The organism is Geodermatophilus sp. SYSU D00742 (assembly GCF_054049935.1).
In genome coordinates, this window is sequence record NZ_JBJGYJ010000020.1 from 1 (window position 1) to 17,951 (window position 17,951).

General features: G+C 74.2%; 20 protein-coding genes and 1 riboswitch. Of the genes, 6 read left to right on the plus strand and 14 right to left on the minus strand.

Annotated elements, in window-relative coordinates:
• Positions 1-128: 128 nt before the first annotated feature.
• Positions 129-515: a hypothetical protein gene (locus ACI78V_RS14535; RefSeq protein ID WP_456851888.1), complete on the minus strand. Its 387-nt coding sequence runs from the start codon at positions 513-515 to the stop codon at positions 129-131.
• Positions 516-987: 472 nt separating this feature from the next.
• Between ACI78V_RS14535 and ACI78V_RS14540 the strand changes: the two genes are divergently transcribed.
• Complete coding sequence (locus tag ACI78V_RS14540; RefSeq protein ID WP_456851890.1) at positions 988-1,887, plus strand: SMP-30/gluconolactonase/LRE family protein; 900 nt, start codon at positions 988-990, stop codon at positions 1,885-1,887.
• Position 1,888: 1 nt separating this feature from the next.
• Here ACI78V_RS14540 and ACI78V_RS14545 read toward each other — a convergent pair whose 3' ends face one another.
• Positions 1,889-2,113, minus strand: coding sequence for a hypothetical protein (locus tag ACI78V_RS14545; protein ID WP_456851892.1), 225 nt, complete (start codon positions 2,111-2,113; stop codon positions 1,889-1,891).
• A 219-nt stretch (positions 2,114-2,332) separates the two neighbouring features.
• The gene (locus tag ACI78V_RS14550) at positions 2,333-2,503 is read right to left on the minus strand and encodes a hypothetical protein (protein WP_456851894.1); all 171 of its coding nucleotides are present in this window, start codon (positions 2,501-2,503) and stop codon (positions 2,333-2,335) included.
• A gap of 320 nt (positions 2,504-2,823) precedes the next feature.
• Positions 2,824-2,974, plus strand: a riboswitch (cyclic di-AMP (ydaO/yuaA leader).
• A gap of 15 nt (positions 2,975-2,989) precedes the next feature.
• On the opposite strand from ACI78V_RS14550, the gene ACI78V_RS14555 reads away from it, so the two are divergent.
• The gene (locus tag ACI78V_RS14555) at positions 2,990-3,484 is read left to right on the plus strand and encodes a C40 family peptidase (RefSeq protein ID WP_456851896.1); all 495 of its coding nucleotides are present in this window, start codon (positions 2,990-2,992) and stop codon (positions 3,482-3,484) included.
• 16 nt (positions 3,485-3,500) lie between these two features.
• Here ACI78V_RS14555 and ACI78V_RS14560 read toward each other — a convergent pair whose 3' ends face one another.
• Together ACI78V_RS14560 and ACI78V_RS14565 are read right to left on the minus strand one after the other, a co-directional pair.
• Positions 3,501-3,881: a hypothetical protein gene (locus tag ACI78V_RS14560; RefSeq protein WP_456851898.1), complete on the minus strand. Its 381-nt coding sequence runs from the start codon at positions 3,879-3,881 to the stop codon at positions 3,501-3,503.
• A gap of 163 nt (positions 3,882-4,044) precedes the next feature.
• Positions 4,045-5,190 carry an N-acetylglucosamine-6-phosphate deacetylase gene (locus ACI78V_RS14565; protein WP_456851900.1) on the minus strand — a complete coding sequence of 382 codons (1,146 nt, stop codon included), beginning with the start codon at positions 5,188-5,190 and terminating at the stop codon, positions 4,045-4,047.
• A 101-nt stretch (positions 5,191-5,291) separates the two neighbouring features.
• Between ACI78V_RS14565 and ACI78V_RS14570 the strand changes: the two genes are divergently transcribed.
• Positions 5,292-5,867, plus strand: a complete 576-nt coding sequence (locus tag ACI78V_RS14570) for an HAD domain-containing protein (protein ID WP_456851902.1) — start codon at positions 5,292-5,294, stop codon at positions 5,865-5,867.
• Here ACI78V_RS14570 and ACI78V_RS14575 read toward each other — a convergent pair.
• The 7 genes from ACI78V_RS14575 to ACI78V_RS14605 form a co-directional block, all read right to left on the minus strand.
• Positions 5,818-6,426, minus strand: coding sequence for a hypothetical protein (locus ACI78V_RS14575; protein WP_456851904.1), 609 nt, complete (start codon positions 6,424-6,426; stop codon positions 5,818-5,820). The two genes, ACI78V_RS14570 and ACI78V_RS14575, sit on opposite strands and share 50 nt — an antisense overlap.
• A gap of 160 nt (positions 6,427-6,586) precedes the next feature.
• A complete protein-coding gene (locus ACI78V_RS14580; RefSeq protein ID WP_456851906.1) occupies positions 6,587-7,066 on the minus strand; it encodes a (2Fe-2S)-binding protein in 480 nt (159 codons plus the stop codon).
• Positions 7,063-9,375, minus strand: coding sequence for a xanthine dehydrogenase family protein molybdopterin-binding subunit (locus ACI78V_RS14585; protein ID WP_456851908.1), 2,313 nt, complete (start codon positions 9,373-9,375; stop codon positions 7,063-7,065). The genes ACI78V_RS14580 and ACI78V_RS14585 overlap by 4 nt, the downstream gene beginning before the upstream one ends.
• On the minus strand, positions 9,372-10,241 hold the full coding sequence (locus ACI78V_RS14590) for an FAD binding domain-containing protein (RefSeq protein WP_456851910.1): 870 nt from the start codon (positions 10,239-10,241) through the stop codon (positions 9,372-9,374). Before ACI78V_RS14590 ends, ACI78V_RS14585 begins: the two co-directional genes overlap by 4 nt.
• 13 nt (positions 10,242-10,254) lie before the next feature.
• Positions 10,255-11,499 (minus strand): NRAMP family divalent metal transporter, encoded by a 1,245-nt coding sequence (locus ACI78V_RS14595; protein WP_456851912.1) that lies wholly within the window; start codon positions 11,497-11,499, stop codon positions 10,255-10,257.
• Positions 11,500-11,596: 97 nt separating this feature from the next.
• The gene (locus ACI78V_RS14600; protein WP_456851914.1) at positions 11,597-12,439 is read right to left on the minus strand and encodes a polysaccharide deacetylase family protein; all 843 of its coding nucleotides are present in this window, start codon (positions 12,437-12,439) and stop codon (positions 11,597-11,599) included.
• Complete coding sequence (locus ACI78V_RS14605) at positions 12,436-13,122, minus strand: GntR family transcriptional regulator (RefSeq protein WP_456851916.1); 687 nt, start codon at positions 13,120-13,122, stop codon at positions 12,436-12,438. Before ACI78V_RS14605 ends, ACI78V_RS14600 begins: the two co-directional genes overlap by 4 nt.
• Positions 13,123-13,191: 69 nt before the next feature.
• Between ACI78V_RS14605 and ACI78V_RS14610 the strand changes: the two genes are divergently transcribed.
• Both ACI78V_RS14610 and ACI78V_RS14615 read left to right on the plus strand, forming a co-directional pair.
• Positions 13,192-14,073, plus strand: a complete 882-nt coding sequence (locus tag ACI78V_RS14610) for a fumarylacetoacetate hydrolase family protein (protein WP_456851918.1) — start codon at positions 13,192-13,194, stop codon at positions 14,071-14,073.
• Between the two features lie 127 nt (positions 14,074-14,200).
• The gene (locus ACI78V_RS14615) at positions 14,201-14,911 is read left to right on the plus strand and encodes a hypothetical protein (protein WP_456851920.1); all 711 of its coding nucleotides are present in this window, start codon (positions 14,201-14,203) and stop codon (positions 14,909-14,911) included.
• A gap of 49 nt (positions 14,912-14,960) precedes the next feature.
• On the opposite strand, the gene ACI78V_RS14620 is transcribed toward ACI78V_RS14615, so the two are convergent.
• Both ACI78V_RS14620 and ACI78V_RS14625 read right to left on the minus strand, forming a co-directional pair.
• Entirely contained in the window at positions 14,961-16,628 is a 1,668-nt protein-coding gene (locus ACI78V_RS14620) for an FAD-dependent oxidoreductase (protein ID WP_456851922.1), read from the minus strand.
• Between the two features lie 47 nt (positions 16,629-16,675).
• Positions 16,676-16,990, minus strand: a complete 315-nt coding sequence (locus ACI78V_RS14625; protein ID WP_456851924.1) for a DUF3303 domain-containing protein — start codon at positions 16,988-16,990, stop codon at positions 16,676-16,678.
• Positions 16,991-17,284: 294 nt separating this feature from the next.
• Between ACI78V_RS14625 and ACI78V_RS14630 the strand changes: the two genes are divergently transcribed.
• On the plus strand, positions 17,285-17,920 hold the full coding sequence (locus tag ACI78V_RS14630) for a hypothetical protein (protein ID WP_456851926.1): 636 nt from the start codon (positions 17,285-17,287) through the stop codon (positions 17,918-17,920).
• Positions 17,921-17,951: the final 31 nt, after the last annotated feature.

The window sequence follows — 17,951 nt, forward strand, 5'->3', positions numbered from 1 at the left end:
AGGACGGCATTAGCGTGGGACATGAGGACCTCCGAGCCGGTGAAGCCTTCGACAAGCCCCACCTCACTCGGAGGTCCTCCCTCACGTCACCTGCAACGCGCCGTCACCAACGTGTGTGGGCAGTACACCTAGGCGCGGCGGCCCACTCGACAAGTCCCTGTTGCGCAGAGCGCACGCCCGCATCGTCGCAGAACCGGCTCCACCGCCGCTCGGGCTCGGGCGTCGGGATCGACGTCCCGCTCCTTCCCTCTCTCGGCCACTCCAGCCGCCACCGGCGAACCCGGTGGGGACATCGCGCACGCCGGGGCGCCCGCGCGGGTGGCGGCGGAGTCGGCCCGATAGGCGCCAAGCCGCTCGTCGCCGCCGATCTCGATGCTGCCGCCGGGCACGCGCGCGGGGTCCAGCAGGACGGCGGCGGTGACCGCGCCGATGCCGGCGACGGCGATCGTCTGCAGCGGCACCCCGGCCGGCAGTGGCATCGGGACGACGACCCCACCGTTCTCCGTCGACACCATCCACGGCAGGTTCTCCATGAGACCGGCCGCACGATCGTCACGCGCAGGCCGAGGGACGTGATGTGCTGCTCGACGCGGCGCTTGCTCCCGGAGTGCGGGATGCCGGTGGACCGCGCTGACGACCGAGGTGGACACCAGGTGCTCGACGCGGGCGTCGGCGGCCGCGTCGGCCCGCGCGGTCCCCTGGGCTACCTCCGCCTCCGGGCTACCCGGACCGGGCCGGGGTGGTCATGGGGACACCCGGTGCGAGGCGGAACGCCGTCCGCAGGCTGTCGGGGTCCTGAAGGTGGGCGCGGACGAGTTCGGCGCCGCGGTGGGCGAGGTCGCGAGACCGCGCACCAGGGCACGGACCCCGGCGCGGCGTTCGGCGGCGTGCGGGCGACGGCGCTGCGCCGCCGTCCGGTGGCCTCGACGACGGGTCCGGGCGCGCTCTGCCCCTCGCTGGGGTCCGGTCCCCCTAGGGTGCCCGACCATGGCGGAGCGGCAGCTGCGGACGGTTCTGGAGGGCGGCGGGTTCTTCGAGGGCCCGCGCTGGCACGAGGGCACCTGGTGGGTGTCGGACTTCTACCGGCACTCGGTCAGCCGGGTGGCGCCGGACGGCACGGAGACGGTCGTCGTCGAGGTGGAGCAGCAGCCGTCGGGGCTGGGCTGGCTGCCCGACGGCTCGCTGGTGGTCGTGTCGATGAAGGACCGGCGCGTGCTCCGGTACGCCGACGGGGCACTGAGCACCCACGCCGACCTGGCCGAGCACTGCGGCGGGCACCTCAACGACATGGTCGTGGACGCGCGGGGCCACGTGTTCGTCGGCGACTTCGGCTTCGACCTGATGGGCGGCGGCGCCGCGGCGCCGGCGTCGCTCAAGCGGGTCGACCCGGACGGCACGGTGTCCGTCGCGGCCGGGGGGCTGCAGTTCCCGAACGGCGCGGTCATCACCCCGGACGGCGGCACGCTGGTCGTCGGGGAGACGCTGGGCAACCGGTACACCGCGTTCGACCTGGGCGCCGACGGGTCGCTGACCAACCGGCGCGTGTGGGCCTCCCTCGGCCCGGAGGTCACCGGGACGACGGTCGACGAGGTGCTCGGCCAGCTGGTGGTCGCCCCCGACGGGTGCGCGCTGGACGCCGAGGGGCGGATCTGGGCGGCGGACGCGGTGGGCGGCCGGGTGGCGCGCGTGGCCGAGGGTGGGGAGATCGTCGACGAGGTCGCCGTGCCGTCCGGGCTCGGGGTGTACGCGTGCATGCTCGGCGGCGACGACGGCCGAACGCTGCTGATGTGCTGCGCGCCGGACTTCTACGAGCACAACCGCGCGCCGGTGCGCGAGGCGGTGCTGCTGGCGACCGAGGTCGACGTCCCCCACGCCGGCCGGCCGTAGGTCAGCTCCCGGTGGCGCCGGGCGGCGGCTCGGCCGGACGCGGCTGCCCGTCGCTGCCGGGGACGCTCGGGTCGGCGGTGCCCATCGTGCCGCCCTTCGCGGCCCGCGGCTCCTCCTGCTCCGACGGCGGGCCGACCAGGTCGTGTTCCTCGCGCTCGCCGGGGTTGCCGCCGGTGGCCTCGTTCGCGCCCCCGTAGGGGCGGCCGGTCATGTTGCCCTCGGTCATCGGTGGACCTCCTCGTCCTGGGGCCGGAGGGGTACCCGGGACCGGCGGCCCTCACGCGGGGCCGTGGGAGGTGGTGACCAGGACGGCGGTGGCGCGACCGGTCGTCGACGATCGGCCCGCGGGAGGTGGCCGGCCGGGACGGCGGTGCGCGGCACGGTCGGACCATGCCGCAGCGGCCCCTGCCCGGGGGTCCGGGAGGGGCCGCTGGGAGGCGGGAGGTCAGTGCACGGGACCCCGGCCGTAGCCCTTGCCGCCGCCACGCTTCTTGTTCTGGTCGCCCATCTTGGCGATGAACTCCTTGATCTTGGCCTGGTTCTGCGGCTTGCTGGCCTCCTGGATGACCTTCGCCGCGAGCCCCGACGCCACCAGCTTCCGGATCATTCCGGCCATGTGGGTCTCCCTCCCTGGGTTGGTTGTGTCTTGTCGTGCCCGCCCAACGGCCCGGCCAACCCCCGAGGTTCCCGCAGCTCCTAGTGTTCGCGGAGCAACTCAGAGTCATAACACTCCGCGAGTGAGCGATCTGTCCGTCACCGCGCTGACCAGCGCACTCTCGGAGGAGGCGGGACCTTCGTCCCTGGTGTCCGTGGTGGTCATGACGGCGTGTCGCGCGCGTGTCGCGACGTCCGCCGGCGCGGCAGCGGGCGGCGCGGGAGTCGCCTAGCGTCCTCCGCGGTCCTGACGGGCCCCTCGTCGCCGCACCTGGTGACACCCGTCGGACCCCGCCGAACCGGGGCGTGGCCACTGGCCGCGCCCGGACCGGGGACCCACCGCAGCACTGGGGTGAAGCACGGCCGTGCGCCGTGCCGGGCGACCTCCCCGCCCGAACCCGTCAGCTAACCCGGTAGGCGGACGGAAGGAACAGGAGAACCGTCGTCGATGACGACTGCCCGCACGTCCTCTGCCCGTCGCACGTTCCGTGGGATCGCGGTCGCCGCGATCGCCGGCGCCGGGATCGCCCTCACTCCCGCGACCGCCTCGGCCGCGCCCGCCCCGACCACCGCGCCGGTGGCTGCCGCGAACCCCGTCGCCCAGGCCGCGGTCGACACCGCGCTGGCCCAGGTGGGCGACGCCTACCGGTACGGCGCCACCGGTCCGGACGCCTTCGACTGCTCGGGGCTGACGACGTTCGCCTACCGCGCCGCCGGCGTGGAGCTGCCGCGCACCTCGCGGGCGCAGGCCGGAGCCGGTGTGCCGGTCTCCCGCGACGCCCTGCAGCCGGGTGACCTGGTCTTCTTCTACAGCCCCGTCTCGCACGTCGGGATGTACATCGGCAACGGGCAGATGGTGCACGCCTCGACCGCCGGCCAGCCGGTGAAGGTCGTGAACATGGACTACATGCCGAGCTACAACACCGCTCGCCGCATCGCCTGACCCTCCGCCGCCGGTGTCACTGCTGATCGCGGCAGGGCACCGGCGGCTGGTCGGCCGGCTGCAGCGAGAAGACCGACCCGGCGTGCCGCGGCCAGGAGCGCAGGAACAGCAGGCCGAGCCGGGTGTCGAGGAACGCCTCGGCGCCGTCGGCCTCGACCAGCGCCGCCAGCCGGCCGGTGTCGTGGTTGCGGTGGCGCTGCAGCTCCCCGCCGGCCGCGATGGTGACGACGTCGTCCACGGCGCCCATGACGACCACCGGCTGCCAGTGCCCGCCGAGGCCGCCGTGCGCGAGCTGGACGTGCGCCGGGTGCGGGGCGTGGCCGCGGGCGTGCCGGCGGCAGGGGTTCGGGACCCCGACGCGGCTCGGGCCCGGATGTGCCTCGAGGTGGTCGGACACTGGCTCCCCCCTGGTTCGTGCTCCACCGGGCGGCCGGCGGGCCGTCAGCGAAGCACGGGAACGGCCCGGCGGCGGGGCCTGCCACACACCCGGGACGCCGAGGTCGCCCGAGTGGGTGGGCGCACCCCCGGATCCGCGCGGCCGGGTCACGGACAGCGACGGCTCAGGAGGGCGGGACGACCCACTCCCCCGCGCGCAGCACCCCGCGCACGGTCCGGTCCCGGTCGAGCAGGACGACGTCGGCCCGCCGCCCGGCCGTGATCGCGCCGACGTCGGTCAGGCCCAGCGCCGCCGCGGGGGTCGTCGCGGTGACCCGCGCGGCGTCCTCCACCGACAGCCCGAGCTCGGTCACGGCGCGGCGGAACAGCTGCGCGGACGTCGCCGTCCCCCCGGCGAGCGCGCCGCCGTCGGCCAGCCGGGCCACCCTCCCGGCGACGCCCACCGCGAGTCCGCCGAGGTCGTAGCTCCCGTCGCGCATGCCGGCCGCGGCCATCGCGTCGGTGACCAGCGCCACGCGGCCGGCGCCGGCCGTGGTGAGCACGTGCCGCTCCCACGCGGGGTGCAGGTGCACGCCGTCGGCGATGAGCTCCACGGTCACCCGCGGGTCGTCGAGCAACGCCAGCACCGGCCCGGGCTCGCGGCCGGCCGGTGCGGGCATCGCGTTGAGCAGGTGCGTGGCCGTGCGGGCGCCGGAGCCCACCGCGGCGCGGACGACGTCGTACGGGGCCTCGGTGTGCCCGACGGCGGGGACCACCCCGGCACCGACGAGCGCGGCGATCGCCTCCAGCGCGCCGGGGAGCTCCGGCGCGAGCGTCACCGTGCGCACGGTCCCGGGTGCGAGCACCCGGTCCAGCTCCTCCGGCGTCGGGGCACGGAGCGCGGCCGGGTCGTGCGCGCCGCGCCGCGTGGGGGCCAGCCACGGCCCCTCGAGGTGCACGCCGGCCAGCTCGCCGTCCCGGACCAGGCCGGTCAGGTCGGCCAGCGCCCGCTCCAGCGCGGCCGGCCGCAGCGACACCAGCGAGGCCACCACCGTCGTCGTCCCGGCCGCGCGGTGCGTGGCGAGGGCGCGGCGCGCGGCGGACGGGCCGCCGTCGTAGGAGGCGCCGCCCCCGCCGTGCTGGTGGACGTCGACGAAGCCCGGGACCAGGGTGCGGCCGGTGCAGTCGACGACGTGGTCGGCGGCCGGGGCGGCGCCGGTGCCGACGGCGGCCAGCCGCGACCCGGCCACGTGCACCCAGCCGCCGGCGAGGACGCCGTCGGGCGTGACGACGTCCCCACCGAGGAGCAGCCGGCCTCCGCTGTGTCCCATGCGGGCATCGTGGTGGCTCGACGCCCCGGGGGCTGCCTCGGGCGTCCGTCCGTCCGGGCCGGGTCGGGTCCGCGCCGCCGCTGCCGGGTACGGGGGTCGCCATGGCAGTACGTGGGGACGTGCCGATCCTGCTGCTCGACGTCGACGGCGTGCTCAACGCCGCCTGCGTGGACCTGCCGGAGGGCTGGGAGCGCGGGACGTTCGAGGGGTTCGTGCTGTCCTGGGACCCGGCGGCCACCGCTCGGCTGCGGGAGCTGCACGAGTCCGGCCGCGTGGAGATCCAGTGGCTGACCACGTGGGCCGCGAACGCCGACCGGCTGCTGGCCGGGCCGATGGGGCTGCCGCGCGGGCTGAGGGTGCACGCCCGGGAGGGTGCCGCGCCGACCGGCTCCCTCGGGCCGCTGGGTGGCCGGTCGGGTTGGTGGAAGCTCGACCGCGCCCGTGCGGTCGCCGAGGCCGAACCGGACCGTCGCATCGTCTGGATCGACGACGACCTGGCCCACCAGGCCGCCGACACCGCGCAGTGGCTCGCCGACCACCCGAACGTGCTCGTGGTCGCCCCGGAGCTGGCCGTCGGGCTCACGCACGCGCAGCTCGACGAGATCGAGGCGTGGCTGTGCGGCCCGGCTACGGGACCCGCACGAACTCCCGGCCGGTCCAGTGCCAGCGCACCGTGATGGGGATCGACGGGCCGTCGGCCCGGTTGTCCTCCGGCGCGTAGGCCCGCATCCCGGCGACGATGTCGCCGTTGCGGACCGAGAGCGCGGTCGGGTCGTGGAGCGGCGCCAGGATCGTCGACTCCCGCAGCGTGCGCGGGCTGGGCAGGAGCCCGAGCCGGCGCCCGTCGGCGGCGAAGACGTGGACCTCCTCGACGATCCCGTTGGACGGCTGCGGGGAGCACTGCAGCAGCACGACGGTGTCCGGCTCGCCGTCCCCGTCGACGTCACCGCTGGCCATGGCCTCGAACCAGACGTCGTAGTACTCGTAGTACGGGCTCCGGCCGGCGTCGGCGGGCACGCGGGCGGCCCCGCCGTCGAGGTCCGCCCGGAAGCCACCCGGGACGATCCCGTCGCAGGTCACGCTGTACGTGGCCTCGTGCCAGTCGCGCGCCGCGTCCGGGGAGGGACCGGCGGCGACCCCGCTGCCGCCGGCGGCGGCGCACCCGGCCAGCAGGCACGCCGCCAGGCCGGACGGTGCTCTGCGCAGCCGTCCCGGCGCGCTCCGGGATCCGGACATCGGCGATCACCTCGGCCGCGGAGGGCGGGGAGCTCCCTCCGGACACGGAGGGTCCCACGATGCGGCCGTCGTCGGTGGCTCTCGACGAGCGGCGCCCGTCCGGGACGCCGTCCACGCGGGCACGCCGCCGCGGTGGCGGGTGCCCAGCCGCCGTCCGGGTCTACCGCCCCGCGAGCCGACGCGCCGCCGCCTCGACCGCGTCCACGATCTCCCCGTAGGCGCCGCAGCGGCAGATGTTGCCGGCCAGGTGCTCCCGGATCTCCTCGCGGGTCGGCTCGGGGTTGCGGTCCAGGAGCTCCTTCGCCGTCATGATCATCCCGGGGGTGCAGAAGCCACACTGGAAGGCGAAGTGCTCGACGAAGGCCTCCTGCAGCGGGTGCAGGGCGCCGTCCTCGAGGCCCTCCACCGTCTCCACGGTGGCGCCGTCGCTCAGAACCGCCAGGCGCACGCAGGAGGCGACCGCGCGCCCGTCGACCAGCACGGTGCAGGTGCCGCAGACGCCCTGGCCGCAGCTCTCCCGGGCGCCGTGCAGGGCCAGCCGTTCGCGGAGGACCTCGAGCAGCGTCTCGCCGGGGTCCACCCGGAACGCCTGGCCGGTGCCGTTGACGGTCAGGGACAGCGACTGCTCGGCGCTGGTCATGCGGAACCTCCAGTGGCGTGGATCGCGTCGAGAACCCGCTCGGCCGTGAGCGGCAGCGCGGTGACGTCGGCACCGGTCGCCGCGAAGACGGCGTTGGCGATGGCCGGGGACACCGCGAACGTGCCGGTCTCCCCCACGCCCTTGGCCCCGTAGGGCCCGTCCCGCTGCGGTACCTCGACGATGACCGCCTCGATGGGCGGGACGTCGAGGATGCCCGGCACCTTGTAGAACCCGAGGCCCGGCGAGGTCGGCTGCCCCTCCTCGTACCGGAGCTCCTCGGACATGGTCATGCCGAACTGCATGACCGCAGCGCCGGTGAGCTGGGTGCGGACGAGCTCCGGGTTCAGTGCCCGCCCCGCGTCGCCGACGATGACGAGCCGGCGCACCGTGACCTGACCGGTCTCGGTGTCGACCTCGACGTCGGCGCCTGCCGCGCCGCTCATCCAGAACGCCGTCGCCCGCTCGCTCTGCCCCGTCTCGAGGTCCGGCGGCACGTAGTGCGGCGTGAACTCGCTGGCCTCGGTGATGTGGCCGGCCTGGACCCCGATCCGCGACACCATCACGTCGCGGAAGGACGCCTTCGGTCCGCCGCCTCGCACCAGGACCTCGCCCTCGTGGATGTCGAGGTCGTCGACGGACACCGAGAACATCTCGGCCGCCGCCTCCAGCAGCCGCTGTCGGACGGTCCGCGCGGCGGAGACCACGGCGTTGCCCACGTGGTAGGTCGACCGCGAGCCGAGCGTGCCGGTGTCGTACGGGGTGGTGTCGGTGTCGGGCTGGCTGATCCGCACGCGGCCGTCGGGCAGACCGAGGGTCTCGGCCACCAGCTGCGCCATGACCGTCGCCGAGCCCTGACCGACGTCCACGGTCGGGCACATGACCGAGGCGCTGCCGTCGGCGTTGAGCCGCACCACGGCTCCGGACGTGGAGGGGGTGACCACGGCCTTGAGCGCGATGGCGACCCCTCGGCCCCGCCGGACCGGGCCGGTGCCGGGATCCAGCGGCCGCTCCCACTCCATCGCCCGCACCAGTTCCTCGAGGACCTCCTCGTTGGCGGTGTCCTCGAGCACCGTGCCGGTGTGGTGCACGGCGCCGCGGCGCAGCAGGTTGCGCCGACGGATCTCGACCGGGTCGATGCCGAGCGCGTGCGCGATGAGATCGGTGTGCCGCTCGTAGGCCCAGGCCACCTGCGGGACGCCGAAGCCGCGCATCGCGCCGGCCGGTGGCAGGTTGGTGTAGACGGCCCGCGAGTCGATCCAGACGTTCTCGATGTCGTACGGTCCGGCAGCGGTCAACCCCGACTTCTGCGTCACCCGGGGTCCGATGTCGGCGTATGCACCACCGTTCCACCAGGCCTCGACCTTGCGGGCCCGGATGACCCCGTCGGCGTCCACGCCGCTGGTCACGGTGATCGTGCTCGCGTGGCGGGTGAGGGTCAGGAAGGTCTCGTCCATCGACAGGGCCAGCCGCACCGGTCGGCCGCTGATCACGGCGCAGGCCGCGACCAGGGGTTCCAGCTTGGGGTAGAGCTTGGCCCCGAAGCCGCCCCCGAGGAACGCCGTCCGGATCTGGACCATCGACTCGGGCAGCTCGAACAGCCGGGCCACCTCGAGCCGGACGATCGACGGGTTCTGCGTGGCGGAGTCGATGATCAGACCGCCGTCGTCGGCCACCCGGCCCACCGCCACCACCGGCTCCAGCGGGGCGTGCGCGATGGCCGGCGTCGTGAAGGTGTGCGAGAAGACGTGCGGCAGGCTGTCGAAGGCGGCGTCGACGTCGCCGCGGCGCAGCCGGTACTCCAGCGCCACGTTGGTGTCCCGCTTGCCGGACAGGTGCTTGAGGTCGGCGAAGGTGCTGCCCGGCCGTAGTTCGCTGTGCACCACCGGGGCGTCGGGCCGGCACGCCTCGACGGCGTCGAAGACGGCCGGCAGCTCCTCGTAGCCGACGTCGACCAGGGCCGCCGCCTCCTCCGCCGTCCGGGCGTCCCGGGCCAGGACGACGGCCACCGGCTCACCGCTGAACCGCACCTTGTCCAGGGCCAGCACGGGCTGGTCGTGGAAGGCCGGCCCGAAGTACGGGTGCGGCAGGACCCTGCGGACGTCCTCACCGGTGATGACCGCGTGCACGCCGGGCACGGCACGCGCCGCCTCGACGTCGATGCCGGTGATCGTGGCGTGGGCGTGCAGGCTGCGCACGACGCGGGCCTCGAGCATCCCGGGCACGCTCAGGTTGTGGACGTAGGAGACCCGTCCGGTGGTCTTGGCGCGGCCCTCGATGCGGGTCGTGGACTGCCCCACGTGGGTCTTCATGCCTGGCTCAGAGCCCCTTCCAGCAGCCGCCGTGTGCTCACGCGGACGATGGTCTGCTTGTAGTCGGCGCTGCCGAACTGGTCGGACGCGTAGTCCAGCCCGTCGGCCGCGGCCTCGGCGCACTCGGCGATCTGCGCGGCGGTCGGCAGGGTGCCGACCAGCATCCGCTCCGCCTCCGGACGACGCTCGGCGCGGTCGGTCACCGCGCCGACGGCGACGGCGACGTCGCTGACGACCCCGTCGGCGACGCTCACCGACACGGCGACCCCGGCCGCGGGCCAGTCCTCGACGGTGCGCGCCGTGGTCTTGGTGTAGCCGGCGACGGTGCCGGGCGGCTGCGGTGGGATGCGCAGCGCGGTGATGAGCTCGCCGGTGCCGAGCGTGGTCTCGTAGTAGCCGCTGAGCACCTCGCCGAGCGGCCGGACGAAGTCGCCGTCCGGGCCGGTGCCCTCGACCTCGGCCCCGAGGGCGAGGAGCACCGGTGGCAGGTCCTGGTGGGGATCGGCGTGCGCGACGTGGCCGCCGATGGTCGCGGTGTTGCGGATGCGGATGCTGGCGACCCGGCGCAGGGCCGAGACGAGCACCGGCGCGTGCTGCGCGACGTGCGGCGAGAGCTCCAGGTCGCGCAGCGTGGCCAGGGCCCCGAGCCGCAGCCCGCCGTCCGGGGTGGGCTCGATCCCGCCGAGCTCTCCCCGGAGCCCGCCGAGGTCGACGAGCGGGCCGGGCGGGGCGAAGCCGGACCGCAGGAGCAGGGTCAGGGCGATCCCGCCGGCGACCGGCCGGGCGTCCTCGTCGTCGACGAGGACGGCCACGGCGTCGGCCACCTGCACGGGCCGGGTGTAGGTGCACCCCCGGGGAACGAGCACCGGATCCCCTCTCTCAGATCGTGACGTACCAGAAGCGGACCGCGGCGGCGATCGCCACCAGCAGGCTGAACGCCAGGCCGGCGTTGAGCAGCGGCCCGGCCTTGTGCGCGCCCATCAGCGACTTCTTGTTCACCAGGTACCACCACGTGGCGATGCCGATCGGCATGAACGTGCTGTTGAACGCCGCACCCCACGACACCCACACGAACGGGTCCCAGCCGAAGAACGGGATGGAGATGCCCACCGCCAGGACGACGGCCTGCACGATCTTGAACCGCTTGTCGGTCATCCGGACCGGCCAGCGCACGAGGTCGCTGACGACGTAGCCGGCCACGCTGGTCTGCACGACGGCCGTGGTCAGGACGGCGCCGAGCAACCCGACCGCGAACAGCACGGCACTGAGGTCCCCGGTGACCGGTCGCAGTGACTCCGCCGCGGCGACCGCGCTCGTCGCCGGGATGCCCTGCGCGTACAGCGTCGAGCCCACCACGATGATCACCGCGAAGGACACGAACGTCAGCATGACGTTGATCAGGCCGGTCTCGAAGCGGATGAGCGGCAGCCGCTCGACGCCCCAGCCGCGGGCGATGCTGCCGTAGCCCTGGATCGTCGGGACGTTGATGGCGAGCGCGGAACCCAGCACGGCGGTGAACAGCAGCACCGAGGTCGCGTCCGACGGGAGGGTGAAGGTGAACATCTCGCCGACGCCACCCCAGTCGATCGGGACGACGAACAGGGCGACGAGGTACGTGGCCGCGAGGATGTAGAGGAAGAACTGCAGCAGCTTCTCGATCACGCGGCTGCGGCCGGGCAGCAGCGCCATGAGAGCGACCACGATGACGAAGGCGATCCCCCACGCGCGGACGCCGAGCTGCGGGAAGAGCAGCTGCAGCGCTGCGGCCCCGAGGACGACCTGGACGGTGTGGAAGACCAGGTTCACCAGCAGGATGGCGATCCCGTTGGCCCAGGCGACCAGCGGGTGGACCTCGTCCCGCATCACCGCGATCGGGTTGCGGCCGGCGACGACCGAGATCTTGACGCAGGCGTACCCGGCCGCCCAGATCGCGATGACCGCCGGGATGATCACCCAGCCGAAGACGAAGCCGGTGGCCGCGGCGAGGATCACCGCGTTGGTCACCGACGCGCCGCCGATGTTGAGCCCACCGGCCAGCCAGGCCGGCCCGGACTCCTTGAAGTAGTAGCCCAGGCGGGCGACGCGCCCCTCCGGGACCGTCTGGGTGTCGACAGGAGTGCTCACGCGCATACCTCCTTGCTCCGTGGACGTCCTCGTCGCACGCAGGTGGACGGCCGGACCGCGAACGCGGGGCCGTGGGGGAACTGCCCGTCGGGACGGGTCAGCCGGATTGGTTCCCCTGGCTCAGGAACCACTGGGAGTACTCGGACCGGGTGGGTGCCCAGACCTCGGGACGCCGGGCGACCTCGGCGCAGATCTCGTCGAAGACCCAGGCCCCGTAGGGCCGGCCGAAGACGTGCGCGTGGACGGTGACGTCCAGGTGCGCGATGCCCTGCTCGTGCCGCTCGGTCCACGCGAGGGTGTCGGTGAAGGTCTCCAGCAGCCGGCGCGGCTGCTGACCGTGCTTCATGTAGAGCGGCAGGTCGTTGACGTCCATGGTGAACGGCAGCCAGACCAGGCTTCCGGTGTCGTCCCGCAGGTAGGGCTGGTCCCGGTCGAAGACGTCGGAGAACCACTGCAGGCCGGCCTCGGCGAGCAGCCGCCCGGTGTTCTCGCTCGGCGTGCACCGGGGGCTCAGCCAGCCGTGCAGCGCGTCCCGCCCGACCACGTCACCGAGGCGCTCGAGGGTCAGGTCGAGGTTGGCCTTCTCGTCCTCGGGGTCGAGCAGCGCCGGGATGATGTTCTGCGCGTAGGAGTGCGGGGCGATCTCGTGCCCGGCGCCCTGGGCCGACTTCAGCGACTCGGGGTTCAGCTCGGCGATGCGGCCGCTGGTGAACAACGTGGCCTGCACACCGTGCCGGTCGAGGCTCTCCAGCAGCCGCCAGATGCCGACCCGCCAGCCGTACTCGCCGAACGAGGCGGCGTTGGTGTCGAACACGCCGGCGGGCAGCGGGTTGCCCATGGGACCGAGGCCCGGTGCGGCGCCCTCGGCCCACGCCTCGTAGGCGATGTTGAGCAGGACGACGGCGGTCTTGCCCTCCGGCAGCGTCAGGGGCTGGGTCACGGCAGGGCCACCTCGTCGGTCGTCGCCGTCTGCACGGCGCGTTCGTCCTCTTCCATGAGCGCGGCGACCAGGTCGTCGCCGACGCGGAGCTTGTGCTGGCACGCCAGGCGGGAGGCGAGCTCGCCGTCGCGAGCGCGGAGGGCGGCCACGATGGCGCGGTGCTCCGCGTTGGAGCGGTGCAGCCGCTCGGGGTGCAGGCGCATGACGGTGACCATGCCGACGTGGCCGTCCCAGACGTTGGAGATCAGCTCCTGCAGCCGCCGGTACGGGCACGCGCAGAAGATCAGCTCGTGGAACTCGCGGTTGAGCGCGCTGAAGCCGGTGACGTCCTCGGTCGCCAGCACGTCGTCCATCTGCTCGATCAACCGCTCGAGCTGGGCCAGCGTCTCGTCGTCGATGAAGTCGGCGGCCGCGCCGGTGGCGGCACCCTCGAGGTTCGCGCGGATCAGGTAGGCCTCGCGCACCTCGTCGGGCCGGTACACGCGCACCTGGGCGCCGCGGTACGGGGCGATCTCGATGAGGCCGTCGCCCTCGAGGCTGCGCAGCGCCTCCCGGACGGGGATGTCACTGCAGCCGAACTCCTCCGCCAGCCGACGGACGACGAGCCGCTGACCGGGCGAGAGCTCGCCGGCCAGGATGCGCCGCCGCAGCTCGCCGTAGATCTCCGAAGACCGCAACACCATGCGGAGGAATATATGATCTGATTGACGGTGTGGCAAGGGCCACAACAGGACACCAGGACGGGAGCCGGCATGCGCCTCGTGACGTACACCGACGGAGAGGCCTGCCGCGCAGGGCTGCGGCGCAACGGGGAGGTCGTGCCGCTCGGCCCTCCCGGCGGCTCGGTCTCGGACCTGCCGCTGGGCGACGCCGCCGCCCTGAAGGAGATCGTGGCCGCCGCGGGCCCCGGCGTACCGGTGGAGTCGGTGGAGCTGCTCGCTCCCCTGCGGCCGGCGGGCAGCGTCTACTGCGTCGGCTGGAACTACGTGGAGCACTTCGCGGAGGGCCACGCCGCCGGCGGGCACCAGGTCGCCGAGATGCCCGCGCACCCCACCTTCTTCTTCCGCGCGGCGGCCACGGTGGTCGGCCCGCGCGCCGACGTGCCGATCGACCCGGCGCTGTCCACCCAGCTGGACTACGAGGGCGAGATCGCCGTGGTGGTCGGCCGGGGCGGGCGGAACATCCCCGAGGACCGGGCGTGGGACCACGTGTTCGGACTGACGCTGGCGGACGACGTCACGGTGCGCGACATCCAGCGCCGGCACGGCAACCAGTGGTCCAAGGGCAAGAGCATCGACGGCACCTGCCCGCTCGGCCCGGAGGTCGTCACGCTCGACGAGCTCGGTGACCTGTCGAGCATCGAGCTGACCTGCACGGTCAACGGCGAGGTGCGGCAGAGCGCGACGCTGGGCCAGATGGCGTTCCCGATCCCGCGGATCCTCAGCGAGCTCTCGGCCGGGATGACCCTGCGGCCCGGGGACGTCGTGCTGACCGGTACGCCGTCAGGCGTGGGGTACGCGCGCACGCCGGCCGCGTTCCTGCAGGCGGGCGACGAGGTGGTCGTCGCGGCGACGGGGCTCGGCGAGTTGCGCAACCGGGTCGTCGAGGCGGACCTGAGCTCGTACGTGGGGTAGTCCCTGCATCCGTGATCACCGCGCCCCGCCCCGCGGCGCCCGCCGTGTCGCCACGGGACGGCGGGGCCGGTGACGGCGACCCCGGGCCGGTGGTCGCCGGTGGGAGCGCTCCGAGGAGGGGACCGGCATGACCGGGACGGGACCGAACGCCTGGACGCACGGACGGCGACCGGGCCTGCTGGGTCGGGCGTTGATGGTGTACGCGGTGGACGTCGACCCGGCGGACGAGGCGCGCTTCAGCCGCTGGTACACCCACGAGCACCTGCCCGAGCGGGTCGCCGTGCCGGGGTTCCTGCGCGGCCGCCGCTACGTGCGGCGCGCGGGACCCGGGCAGCAGCACCTGACGCTCTACGAGGCCCGGGACACGGCGGTGTTCTCGTCCCCTGCGTACCTGGCCAGGCTCGAGGACCCGACGCCGCTGACCCGCGAGGTGGTGGCGACGTTCCGCCGGCCGCACCGGGCGGTGCTGCGCGTGCTGGTCTCCCACGGGGCGACGGTCGGCCACCGGCTGGCGGTGCTGCAGCTGCCGACCGGCGACCTGTCGCGCCTGACCGCGTGGGTCGGGCAGGAGCTGGCGCCGGCGGTGCTGACCGACCCGGACGTCTGCGGCCTGCACCTGGGCGTCGTGGACGCCGAGGCGACGGCGGCCAAGTCGGCGACCGCGGAGGGCCGCGACGCGGCCGAGGAGGTGGACCGCAGCTGCGTGCTCCTCCTCGACGGGATCGGGTCGGTCGACGACGTGGCGGACCGGGCGGCGGGCCTGTGCAGCCGGGCCGGTCTCGTCGACCGGGCGGAACCGACCGTGTACTCGCACGTGGCGTCGCTGCTGGCCCCCTGATCCGGCCACGCACCCCGACCCGGCGGTGACCCGGGCCCACCGCGACGGCTCACACCGCGAGCAGGCGGTGGACGAACTGGATGGCGATCGAGCCCTCCCCGACGGCGGAGGCCACGCGCTTGACCGACCCGTGCCGGACGTCCCCGGCCGCGAGGACCCCGGGCACGCTGGTCTCCAGCGGCACCGGTGGACGCCCGAGCGCCTGGAGAACGCCGGCGCTGAGGTCGGAGCCGGTCAGGACGAACCCGGCGTCGTCCCGCTCCACCGTCGGCGGCAGCCACTCGGTGTGCGGCCGGGCGCCGATCATGAGGAAGAGCGCGTAGGCGCTGACCGTCTCCTGCTCGCCGCTCGTGCGGTCGCGCAGCACCAGGCGCTCCAGCCGGCCGTCGCCACCGCCGTCGACGACCTCGGTGCCCGTCCGGACCTCGATGTTCGGGGTCTCCTCCACCTGGCGGACCAGGTAGTGCGACATCCCGGCGGCCAGCCTCGCGGCCCGCACCACGAGCGTGACCCGCTTGGCGTAGCGGGCCAGGTGCAGGGCGGCCTGCCCGGCGGAGTTCGCGCCGCCGACGATGTACACCTCCTCCCCCGCCACCAGCGGCGCCTCCGAGGCGGCGGCGCCGTAGTGGACACCGGCGCCGCGCAGCTCCTCGAGCGGCTCGACACCGAGCCGGCGGTAACTCGCACCCGTCGCGAGCACGACCGCGCGGGCCACCACGACGCCGCCGGTGTGCAGGGTCAGGACGACGCCGTCGTCCTCCCGGGCCAGGTGCGTGACCTGCTGCATGAAGGCGAACCGGGCGCCGAAGACCCATGCCTGCTGGTAGGCGCGGCGGGCCAGGTCCGCGCCGCTGAGGCCGCGCGGGAAGCCGAGGTAGTTGCGGATCGACGAGCTCGCCGTGGCCTGCCCGCCGATGCTGCCCGAGTCGATGACGACGGTGCGCAGCCCCTCGGAGGCGCCGTAGACGGCCGCGGACAGGCCGGCCGGGCCGCAGCCGACGACCACGAGGTCGTAGCGGTCCCCGGACGGGTCGATCGTCGTCCCGGCCGAGCGCGCGATGTCCATGTCGGTGGGGTCCTCCATGACCCGCCCGTCGGGCATGCGCAGGATCGGCAGCCGCCTGTCCAGGCCGGCGTCGGCGAGGATGGCGCGGCCCTCCTCGGAGCCGGCCAGGCAGAACCGGTGCGGCATCGCGCAGCGGCCGAGCGTCTCGCGCAGCTCGTAGGCCCGGCCGGACCACGTCTCACCGACCACGTCGATGGTGTGCGGCGCGCGTCGCCGCGCCTCAGCCCACCGGAGCAGGAAGGTCGAGACCGCCTGGTGGAACTGCTCGTCGGGAGGCGGTGCCGGCCGGGTCACCCACTGGTCGATGCGTCCGCGGGCGATGTCCTCGAAGACCGCGTCGCCGGTGTCCGGGTCGCCGACGTGGGCCCACGGGAGGAGCAGCGCGCGCTGGGCGTGCGGGAACAGGCTCGGCACCCCCGCCAGGAGGTCCGAGCCCGGTGCGCCCGCCAGCTCTTCGCCGGCGAGCACCAGGGCGACCTCCTCGCCGGCCGTCGCGACCTCGTCCAGCGTGCGGCGGGCCTCGTCCGGCGAGCGCAGGCAGCAGACGCGGTAGTCCGACGCGTACCGGTTGCGCAGCTCCCGCTCGACGTCGGCCAGCAGGGCGGGGTCGTCGTCGACCGCGACCAGCAGGGGCGCGCTCGTGGCGGCCATGTCCCGTCACCGTAGGAAGGCGCCCTGCGCGGGACCAGGTCCGAAGGTCACCGGGTGGGCAGGGAATCCCGCCACTCGATCCCGCGCGTCTCGGCGGCGACGGCGTCCATGACGTCCATCACCGGCTCGACGGTGAAGGTGAACGGCGCGTAGACGGTGGTGAGGTACTGCAGGTCGGCCGGTTCGTCGGTCTCGATGACGGCGTAGCCGCCGAACTCGCCGACGCGGACGACGAACTGGTGGAAGGTCAGGCTCTTCGGCATCTCCCACTGCGAGAAGACGTCGAGGATCCGCTTCTGCGCCGCCTCGTACTCGCCGGCCGAGCCGGTCGGCCGTTCCCGCCAGGTGACGACGTACTTCATGTCGCTCTCCCCCCTCGGACGCCTCCGAGGCTCCCGAGGTGGAGGGCGGGCACGCAAGGAGGACGACGACGCCCGCCGCACGTCAGTGGCCGTCCCGACGCGTCGACACGGCGCGTCGATCTCCTGTAGCTCGGGGAGCACGACCCCGCCGGCGGGGCCGGGAGCTCGCGGTGGACCACGAGTGGACGCGTGCTCGAATCCTCGGCCTGGACGGGGTACCGCTCGGTGGCGGTGACCCCGGAACGCCTCGACGACGTGTGCAACCTCCGGTCGCCGACGGGTAGGCAGCCGGGCGTGGACGGACGCACGCTGCTGCTCGGGGACTGGACGCCGATCGTGCGGGACGGCATCGACGTCCTCCGGCTGGTCATCCTGGGTGGGGCCGTCGTCTACGCGGTCGCCGGGGACTGGGGATCGGCGGCGCTGCTCGCTGCCCTGGGCGGCATCACGCTCGTCGCGCGGCTGGTGAACCTGCCGCGGCTCTACGACCTGTCGCTGACCCTCGGCATGGCGCTGCAGGGGTTCGGCGAGACGCTCGGCCTGTACGACGAGTTCGTCCGCTTCGACGACCTGGTGCACTTCACGCTGCCGATGCTCACCGCGCCGGTGATCTACATCGCGCTGGCCCGCGTGGACGTCGTCCCGGACCCCCGCGACGAGACGCACCTGCAGCACTACATCGGCATCGGCGTCGTCACCGCGGCCCTGGGCATCGCCGTCGGGGCGCTGTGGGAGCTGTTCGAGTGGCGGTCCGACGCGTGGTTCGGCACGGCCCTGTCGGAGGACAACGACGACACCAACGGCGACCTGTTCCGCGACACCCTGGGCTCGCTCGTCGGCGCCGGACTGCTGGTGGTGTGGGCCCGCTTCGGCTGGGGGTCGGTGCGGCGCATCCCCGGGGTGAACACCCACGAGGAGGTCAGCGCCTGACGCCACCTGCCCGGACCCTCCCCGCGGCGGC

What these genes read in the sequence shown, in the direction of transcription:
- ACI78V_RS14535 (WP_456851888.1), bottom strand. Translation starts at nt 515, where the DNA reads ATGGTGTCGACGGAGAACGGTGGGGTCGTCGTCCCGATGCCACTGCCG.
- ACI78V_RS14540 (WP_456851890.1), top strand. Translation starts at nt 988, where the DNA reads ATGGCGGAGCGGCAGCTGCGGACGGTTCTGGAGGGCGGCGGGTTCTTC.
- ACI78V_RS14545 (WP_456851892.1), bottom strand. Translation starts at nt 2,113, where the DNA reads ATGACCGAGGGCAACATGACCGGCCGCCCCTACGGGGGCGCGAACGAG.
- ACI78V_RS14550 (WP_456851894.1), bottom strand. Translation starts at nt 2,503, where the DNA reads ATGGCCGGAATGATCCGGAAGCTGGTGGCGTCGGGGCTCGCGGCGAAG.
- ACI78V_RS14555 (WP_456851896.1), top strand. Translation starts at nt 2,990, where the DNA reads ATGACGACTGCCCGCACGTCCTCTGCCCGTCGCACGTTCCGTGGGATC.
- ACI78V_RS14565 (WP_456851900.1), bottom strand. Translation starts at nt 5,190, where the DNA reads ATGGGACACAGCGGAGGCCGGCTGCTCCTCGGTGGGGACGTCGTCACG.
- ACI78V_RS14570 (WP_456851902.1), top strand. Translation starts at nt 5,292, where the DNA reads ATGGCAGTACGTGGGGACGTGCCGATCCTGCTGCTCGACGTCGACGGC.
- ACI78V_RS14575 (WP_456851904.1), bottom strand. Translation starts at nt 6,426, where the DNA reads ATGTCCGGATCCCGGAGCGCGCCGGGACGGCTGCGCAGAGCACCGTCC.
- ACI78V_RS14580 (WP_456851906.1), bottom strand. Translation starts at nt 7,066, where the DNA reads ATGACCAGCGCCGAGCAGTCGCTGTCCCTGACCGTCAACGGCACCGGC.
- ACI78V_RS14585 (WP_456851908.1), bottom strand. Translation starts at nt 9,375, where the DNA reads ATGAAGACCCACGTGGGGCAGTCCACGACCCGCATCGAGGGCCGCGCC.
- ACI78V_RS14605 (WP_456851916.1), bottom strand. Translation starts at nt 13,122, where the DNA reads ATGGTGTTGCGGTCTTCGGAGATCTACGGCGAGCTGCGGCGGCGCATC.
- ACI78V_RS14610 (WP_456851918.1), top strand. Translation starts at nt 13,192, where the DNA reads ATGCGCCTCGTGACGTACACCGACGGAGAGGCCTGCCGCGCAGGGCTG.
- ACI78V_RS14615 (WP_456851920.1), top strand. Translation starts at nt 14,201, where the DNA reads ATGACCGGGACGGGACCGAACGCCTGGACGCACGGACGGCGACCGGGC.
- ACI78V_RS14620 (WP_456851922.1), bottom strand. Translation starts at nt 16,628, where the DNA reads ATGGCCGCCACGAGCGCGCCCCTGCTGGTCGCGGTCGACGACGACCCC.
- ACI78V_RS14625 (WP_456851924.1), bottom strand. Translation starts at nt 16,990, where the DNA reads ATGAAGTACGTCGTCACCTGGCGGGAACGGCCGACCGGCTCGGCCGGC.